Below are 7,329 nucleotides of genomic sequence, written 5' to 3' on the forward strand. Positions count from 1 at the left end.
CGTCGGCCGACCGCATCCGCTGGCGCGCACCCTGAACACCGGTGAGCAGGCTCTCCACGACAAGCGGGTGCAGTTGCCGCCGGAATACGCGGCGGCGATCAAGGTGCAGCTCAATCTCTCCCCGGCCACCGTGCGGGACCCCGACAAAGCGCAGGAGTGGCTGGACATCTTCGAGTTCGGCGCCTCCGCGACGCCGTCCGCGGGCGTGCGCGCCCAGCTGGGCATGGACCGCTCACAGGACCGGCTCGCCGCGTACGCGGGCATCACGGTGCCCAGCCTGGTCATCGGATTCGCCGACGACCGGCTGGCTCCGGCGTTCCTGGGCAAGGAGGTGGCCGAGGCCATCCCCGGCGCCCGCTACGCCGAGATCGAGCGCTGCGGGCACCTCGGCTATCTGGAACGGCCGGACGAGGTCAACCGCGTGATCATCGACTTCCTCCTGGATCGCTGAGCCGTCCCACTGAGCCTTCCCGCACGACCGCTGAGATCACGCGAGCCGGACCCGTCGCGCCTTCGGCCACCGAACAACTCGGCCACCGCATCCCGGCCGCCTGCCCCATCGAGAGGACGTCCGATCGTGGAACTCCCGCCCTGCCCCGCCTGCTCCTGCGAGTACACCTACGAGATGGGCGCGCTGCTCGTCTGCCCCGCGTGCGCGCACGAATGGACCGCCTCCGCCGACGACACCGGCACCGGCACCGGCACCGGCACGGCCGAGGACGGGGTGATCAGGGACGCCGTGGGCAACGTGCTCGTCGACGGCGACACCGTCACGGTGATCAAGACGCTGAAGGTCAAGGGCAGCCCGACCGGGATCAAGGCTGGCACGAAAGTCCGCAATATCCGGCTGGTCGCGGGCATCGGCGACCACGACATCGACTGCAAGGTCGACGGCATCGGTCCGATGCAGCTGAAATCGAGCGTGGTCAAGAAGGTCTGATTGCGCGTGCGCGGCGGTCAGCGGACGGCAGGCCCCTCGGGCTTCCGCACCGATTTGCGGCGCGGGGCGAGCGCTGTGACGACGAGGAAGTACACGGCGATGACCGCGATCGGGGCGAGGGCGGGCACCCAGGCGAGGTCGAGTGGGAGCAGGGCCGCCGCGGCGGCGACGGCGGTGAAGCCGAGGGCGCCGAGGACCGAGGGCAGGCTGGTCGGCACGACGCCGTGGGGGGCCGAGACGGCGGCGGCGTTGAGCAGGTAGGCGGTGGCGACCAGGCCGGTGGCGGCCGCCTCCACCGCGCCGACGCCCGAGGCGAAGCTGAGCACGGCCAGCGCGAGCAGGACGGCGGCCACCGCGGCGGCCCGGAACCACCAGCCGAGCACGACCAGCACGGCGGCGGGGGCGGCGGCGGGCAGGTAGACGAGGGCGACCGCGGCGGTGAGCAGGGCGCCGGCGAGGACGGCGAGGAAACGGGTCATCGGCGGATCCTGGTGCTTCGGCGATGTTCGGGCAGCAGGCGCATGGCCTGGTCGAGACGCACGTCCTCGGGCCAGCCCACGATGTCGACCCCGACCGCGGCCATGTCGCGGTACATGGTGGCGCGTTCCAGATGCCACATGCGGGCCAGCGTCTCGTCCAGCTCCTCCCGGAACGGCGTACCGCGCAGCACATCCACCACGACCACCACGTGTCCGCGTTTGCGCAGGTCGATCAGGGCGAGCGCGAACTGGGTGTCCAGCAGGGTGGAGAAGGCGACGACGATCGCGCCCAGCGGCACGGCGGCGTGCGGGGCCAGTGTGCCGGTGGTGGGGATGTGCTCGTCGCCGACGGCCAGCACGGTGTCGACGATGCGGTAGAACTGGCGGCGGCCGATGTCGGGGCGCAGCCAGCGCGGCTGTTCGCCGAGGCAGACCACGGCGGTGCGGTCGCCCGCCGCGAGGGTGGACTGCACCACCTGGGCCGCGCCGCGCACCGACAGTTCCATCGCCTCGGTGGCCGGACCCGGCGCCTGCAACGAGGTGTCGATGAGGACGACCACATCGGCGGAACGGTTGGTCAGGCGCTGGGTGACGAACAGCCGCCCGCGCCGGGCGCTGACCGGCCAGTTCACCGTGCGCAGCTGGTCGCCGGGGCTGTAGGCGCGGATGTCGGCGTATTCGACGCCGGGGCCGTGCCTGCGGGTCAGGTGGGTGCCGAGGCGTTCGGGCAGTTCGGTTCTCGGCATGCGCATGGGCTGCGGGTCGGTCACCGGGTAGACGTACAGCAGGCCGCCGGGCAGCACGACGCGCGCCGCGACGAGCCCCGAGGGGCTGAGCGCGTTGACCCGCACCGACAGCGGGTAGCGGCCCCAGCGCGCCGCGGACAGGCTCAGCCGCAGTCCCGCCGGGCCCGCCCCGGAATCGTCGGTCTGCTCGACGGCGATGTCCAGCCCCTCCAGCGGCTCGGGCGACAGGCGCAGCAGCGCGTGCCCGGACTCCACATAGGCGGCGACCGAGAACTCCGTGCGTTCGTGCTCGAAGCAGCGTTCGGCGCCGCCGCCGTCGAGGCCGATCACCGTGCGGCTGCGCTGCCAGGGCGCGGTGACCAGCACACCGATCATGGGCGCGGCGAACAGCACCGGCTGCCAGCGCGCGAGCGCCACCGCCAGCAGCAACGCGACGGCCGCGCACCCGGCGAGCATGTAGGCCAACGCGGCAGGCCGCCAACGCAGTTCGGCCTCGACCGTGTCCTTCGCGTCGCGATGCCTCATCTCGTCTGCCTTCTCCTCGCCCGCCCCCAGCTCGCCCCGCCCCGGCTCGCCCCGCTCGCCCGCCTCAGGTCGCGGTGGCGCGCGGCACCGGCAGCCTGCGCAGCAGTTCGCCGATGACGTCCTCGCCGCGCACCCGCCGCACCCACATCTCCGGCCGCAATGTGATGCGGTGCGCCATGGCGGGAATGGCGAGCACCTTCACGTCCTCGGGGATGACGTAGTCGCGGCCGAGCAGCAGCGCCCGCGCCCGCGCCATCTGCACCAGGTCCAGTTCCGCGCGGGGGCTCGCGCCGACCTCGACCTGCGGGTGCCCCCTGGTGGCGGCGGCCAGCGCCACCACGTAACCGACCACGTCGGGGTGCACGGTCACGTATTCCACCGCCTGGCGCATCTCCAGCAGGGTGTGCGCGTCGACGATCCGGTTGACCTCCGGCTGCACCGAGCCGCGTTCGAGCCTGCGGCGGATCATCTGCGTCTCGTCGCGCTCGGAGAGATAGCCGAGCCGCAGCAGCACGGCGAACCGATCGAGCTGGGCCTCCGGCAGCGGATAGGTGCCCTCGTACTCGATCGGATTGTCGGTCGCCAGCACGATGAAAGGCTGTGGCAGCGGGAAGGTTTCGCCGTCGATGCTGACCTGACCCTCGGCCATGGCCTCGAGCAGCGCGGCCTGGGTCTTGGGCGGGGTCCGGTTGACCTCGTCGGCGAGCAGCACATTGGTGAACACCGGGCCGCGGCGGAAGTTGAACCGGCCGGAGTTCATGTCGTAGATGGTGGAGCCGAGCAGGTCGGCGGGCAGCAGGTCGGGGGTGAACTGCACGCGGGTGAACTCCAGGCCGAGCGCGGCGGCGAAGGAGCGCGCGATCAGTGTCTTGCCGAGACCCGGCAGGTCCTCGATGAGGATGTGACCGCCGGAGAGCACGGCGATCATGATCAGCCGCAGTTCCTCCTGTTTGCCGACGACGACGCGGGACAGCTCCCGCAGCACGGCGTCGGCGCGCTGGACGGTCGCCTCCAAAGGCATGGTCATGCTCAACTCGTCTCACATTCTCTGCAGGCGGCCGAGGATCTCGTCCAGCGCCGCCCTGCCCGGTGCGGGTGTGCTCTGATCACGGACGTCGGAATCGGCCGGGTCGACCCAGCGCCACAGCTGCGGCCCGAACACGTGCAGTCCGGCGGCCTCCAGTGTCCGCCGGTCCTTGGCCACCCGATTGCCCGCCGACAGCTCGAATTCCTTGGCCAGCAACGGGCGCAGGTGCCGGTCCCAGTCGGCACGGGTGCCGTCGGCGCGGGCGGCCAGCATCTGCGCCCTGGCCTGCCAGCGCCGCAGCATCTCGGCCGGGCCGTTCTCGATCTCCTCGAGGCCGGGAGTTTCCTCGGGGGCGGCCGTGCGCTCACGCAGCGAGGCGGCCAGCAGCGCCAGCGCGAGGGCGACCGGCAGCGCGGCCAGCGGCAGCAGCGCCTCGCGCCAGTTGGCCACGGCGACGGCCTCGGCCAGCAGTACGGCCAGGGTGGCGGTCACCACGACGGCTGTGCGGTTCATCCGCCCGTGCCTCCTGTCCCGGCGCCCGCATCACCGGCGCCCGCCGTCACGGCCTCGACACGCGCTGTCACGGCCTCGGCGCCCGCCGAACCGGCGGGGTGCGCGCCCTGGAGGTCGGCCAGCACCACGCGCAGCAGCTGTTCGGCGCGCATGCGCTGCCATTCGAGCATGGCGTGCGGGCTGAACCGGGCCTCCTCGAACAACGCGACCAGTTCGCGGGCGGAGTCGTCGTGCAGCCTGCCGCTGGCGAATGCCCTGGCCAGCACCTCCATCGGGGTGTCGGAGGCCTTCGGGGCGGCCGCCCGGTCGACGGCGAGGCCGCGTTCCATCGCGACGTAGCAGGAGATGATGGCGGCGCGCGGTTCCTGACCGGGCGCCGCCATGGCGGCCAGGCCCATCTCGGCGGCCCTGGCCAGGGTGTCCTGCTCGGTTCGCCGCCTCGGCTGCTCGGCCGGCGGGCCGGGAACGGGCTTGCGGCGCGCGGAGACACCGACCACCACCAGCCCCGCGCAGGCCACGGCGACCAGCACCACGGCGGCGACGATGGCCACCCGCAGTTCGGTGCCGGTGAGCTGAGTGGTGGTGCCGGGACCGATCGTGGGGGCGCCCGTCGGGTCCTGGTCGCCGGAGGGCGCCGGACCGACCGAGGGGGCCGATCGGGTGTTCGCGCCGAGGCGCGTCAGCAGCAGCGCCGAGACCGCCGCCAGGAGCAGGCCGAGACCGGTCAGCACGGCGAGGGCGATCAGGCCGTCGCGACCCCAGCGCAGATTCAGCGGCTCGTGCTCGTCGGGTTCGGGCATGCTCAGCGGCAGCCGGTGGTGGCTGGCGACCACGCCCGCGATGAGCACCACCACGGAGACGGTCAGCAGCACCGGCATGACCGCGACGGTGAGCGCCGAGGGGGCGGCGCCGGAGTCCGGCTCGGCGGCCGGTGCGCCGGGGATGTGCCCGCGCAGGGCGAGGGCGGCCAGCGCGATCAGCGCGACCGCACCGATCACGCGGTATACCGGCGCATACGCCCGCACCACGACCATTGACCATCACATCCGTAACCACCCGAAACAGCCACATCCTGACATGCCGGGCGGCGCCGCCGGGGCCGAATCGCCGACTTCGTACCCATGGGTAGCTCGGGTGTCGCCGCAGGTCGGCGGCTTTCCGGCGATCACCCAGCGCCGGCGCCGCCGGGGTGTGAGATCTCATAGAGCCTGCTGGCCGTTCGCCCCAGATCGCACAGGCCCGCGACCGCCGCCACGCCCGCCACGAGGTCGTCGATCGGCGCCTCGGCGTACACCGTGAGCGCGCGGCCCGCGTCGTAGAGGACGTCGACCAGGGTGACCAAGCGCATGGCGTGATCGCTCGGCACGGTGCGCAGCCGGGGCACGCCGCGCACCACCCAGCGCTCGAAGCGCGCGGCCAGGGCGAGGTAGTCCGCCGGGGCGAGGGGCGCGCCGCAGAGGACGGCGAAATCCGCGTCGAGGACGCCTTGGCCCGCCGGGTGGGTCGTCAAGGCCCGTGGCCCGACGCGCACCTCGACCGCGCCGGTGTCCGGCGGTGGCGAGCCGACGACGAACGCGCCGACGACGCCGGACGAGTTGTCCGCACGAGCGCCTGCCCGCGGCCCGGCGGGTCGCCGATAGTCCCGCGGTCCGGCCACCCGGACGACCTCCATGTGCGCGGTGATGCGGGCGATGGCGGGCAGGAAGCGGTCGTGGAAGAGCGGATTGGGCAGCAGGTCCACCGGTGCGTAGTTGGAGGTGAGGACGAGGGGGATACGGCGGGCGAAGAGAGTGTCGAGCAGGCGGGCGGCGAGCATGGCGTCGCCGATGTCGTGGAGGTGGAACTCGTCGAAGCAGACCAGGCGGGCGTTGCCGACCAGCGCGGCGACGGCGTCGTCGATGGTGGCGGCGGTCGCGGCGGTGGCGTGCAGGGCGGCGAAGAATTCGTGGAAATGCCAGCGGCGCGCGCGATCGGTGCGGGCGGCGGCGAGGAAGCGGTCCATGAGCATGGTCTTGCCTCGGCCCGGCGGGCCGTGCAGGTAGACGCCGCGGGCGCCCCGGCGGGGTCGGCCACGGCGATCCAGGAGTGTCGCCAGCCGGTCGTCGGCGGCGCGCTGGTCGGCGTCCAGCTCCGGGGTGGGTGCCATCCACCGCGTGCGGTCGGTTGTCGATGCCATCCGGCTCCTTCCTCTACATCCGTAGAGCCTCTACAGTTGTAGGGGATCAAGACGGCCGGGACCAGCGCAGGTGAGCATGCCCACAGCAGATCGACGCACCAGGATCGCGGACGCGGCGGTGGCGGCCATCGCCGCGAACGGGCTGCGCGCACTCACCCACCGGGCGCTCGACACCGCGCTCGGGTTGCCCGCGGGATCGGTGTCGTACTACTTCCGCACCAGGGACGCGCTGCTCACCGCCGTGGCGGAGCGGATCACCGAGCGGTCGCGCGCGGACTTCGAGAACTCGGGCATGCGGCGGGCCGACGCGAGAACCCCTGAGCGCCGTGACGAGACCACCGCCTCACCCGCGACCGAGACCGTGGCGCGCGAGATCGCCGAATGGCTCGACCGGCTGCTCGTGGAACGCCGTGACGACCTGCTGGCCAGGCACGCGCTGATCCTCGACGGGGGCACCGCGCCGGAGGTGCGGGACCGCCTGGCGGACAGCCTGTTCTCGGTCGAGCGGGCGCGAGAGTTGCTCGCGTCGTGGGGAATCGAGCACGAGGACGCCGCCGAGGATCTCGTCGCGGTGCTGGAGGGGGCGGTGTTCGACCGGTTCGCGGGCCGGCGGCGCGGCAGGCGGCCGGGAACGGCCGCGAGCGTGACACAGCTGACCGGGCTGGTCACGGGCTACCTGCGCGGCGTGCGCGGGCACTGAGCCGACGTCGCCACGGCCCGGGCCGGATCACGGTGCGGGCCAGCCGAGTTCGGAATAGATCTCGCCGATGCGCAGGCCGCGCAGGGCGGCGGCGGGATAGGCGATGAGATCGGCGGGCAGCGCGTCGAGCGGGAACCAGGCCAGCTCGTAGCACTTGTCCGGCTCACGGTTGTGCGGCTCACCCGACCAGCGGCGGGCGCGGAAGAACAGGCCGACGCGGTCG

General features: G+C 72.9%; 9 protein-coding genes and 1 pseudogene. 3 read left to right on the plus strand and 7 right to left on the minus strand.

Annotated features, from left to right (window positions below; translation table 11 throughout):
• On the plus strand, positions 1-451 hold a 451-nt coding region (locus QH283_RS18425; RefSeq protein WP_280504232.1), incomplete at its 5' end, for an alpha/beta fold hydrolase.
• A gap of 126 nt (positions 452-577) precedes the next feature.
• Entirely contained in the window at positions 578-940 is a 363-nt protein-coding gene (locus QH283_RS18430; RefSeq protein WP_280504233.1) for a zinc ribbon domain-containing protein YjdM, read from the plus strand.
• Positions 941-957: 17 nt separating this feature from the next.
• Here the strand turns inward: QH283_RS18430 and QH283_RS18435 are convergent, their stop codons facing one another.
• The 6 genes from QH283_RS18435 to zapE all read right to left on the minus strand — a co-directional run bounded on the left by QH283_RS18435 (position 958) and on the right by zapE (position 6,406).
• On the minus strand, positions 958-1,419 hold the full coding sequence (locus QH283_RS18435; protein WP_280504234.1) for a hypothetical protein: 462 nt from the start codon (positions 1,417-1,419) through the stop codon (positions 958-960).
• The gene (locus tag QH283_RS18440) at positions 1,416-2,690 is read right to left on the minus strand and encodes a DUF58 domain-containing protein (protein ID WP_280504235.1); all 1,275 of its coding nucleotides are present in this window, start codon (positions 2,688-2,690) and stop codon (positions 1,416-1,418) included. The genes QH283_RS18435 and QH283_RS18440 overlap by 4 nt, the downstream gene beginning before the upstream one ends.
• Before the next feature lie 64 nt (positions 2,691-2,754).
• Positions 2,755-3,717: an AAA family ATPase gene (locus QH283_RS18445; protein WP_280504236.1), complete on the minus strand. Its 963-nt coding sequence runs from the start codon at positions 3,715-3,717 to the stop codon at positions 2,755-2,757.
• Between the two features lie 12 nt (positions 3,718-3,729).
• On the minus strand, positions 3,730-4,230 hold the full coding sequence (locus QH283_RS18450; protein WP_280504237.1) for a hypothetical protein: 501 nt from the start codon (positions 4,228-4,230) through the stop codon (positions 3,730-3,732).
• Positions 4,227-5,228, minus strand: a complete 1,002-nt coding sequence (locus tag QH283_RS18455; protein WP_280504238.1) for a DUF4129 domain-containing protein — start codon at positions 5,226-5,228, stop codon at positions 4,227-4,229. Before QH283_RS18455 ends, QH283_RS18450 begins: the two co-directional genes overlap by 4 nt.
• Positions 5,229-5,395: 167 nt before the next feature.
• Positions 5,396-6,406 carry a cell division protein ZapE gene (gene zapE, locus QH283_RS18460; RefSeq protein WP_280504239.1) on the minus strand — a complete coding sequence of 337 codons (1,011 nt, stop codon included), beginning with the start codon at positions 6,404-6,406 and terminating at the stop codon, positions 5,396-5,398.
• A 76-nt stretch (positions 6,407-6,482) separates the two neighbouring features.
• Here zapE and QH283_RS18465 point away from each other — a divergent pair, with 76 nt between their 5' ends.
• On the plus strand, positions 6,483-7,106 hold the full coding sequence (locus QH283_RS18465) for a TetR/AcrR family transcriptional regulator (RefSeq protein WP_280504240.1): 624 nt from the start codon (positions 6,483-6,485) through the stop codon (positions 7,104-7,106).
• A gap of 27 nt (positions 7,107-7,133) precedes the next feature.
• Here the strand turns inward: QH283_RS18465 and QH283_RS18470 are convergent.
• Positions 7,134-7,329: pseudogene (locus QH283_RS18470) on the minus strand (DNA mismatch repair protein MutT); the annotation flags it as partial.

The sequence above is a fragment of the Nocardia farcinica genome (assembly GCF_029867845.1).
In the GTDB taxonomy this organism is placed as follows: domain Bacteria; phylum Actinomycetota; class Actinomycetes; order Mycobacteriales; family Mycobacteriaceae; genus Nocardia; species Nocardia farcinica_A.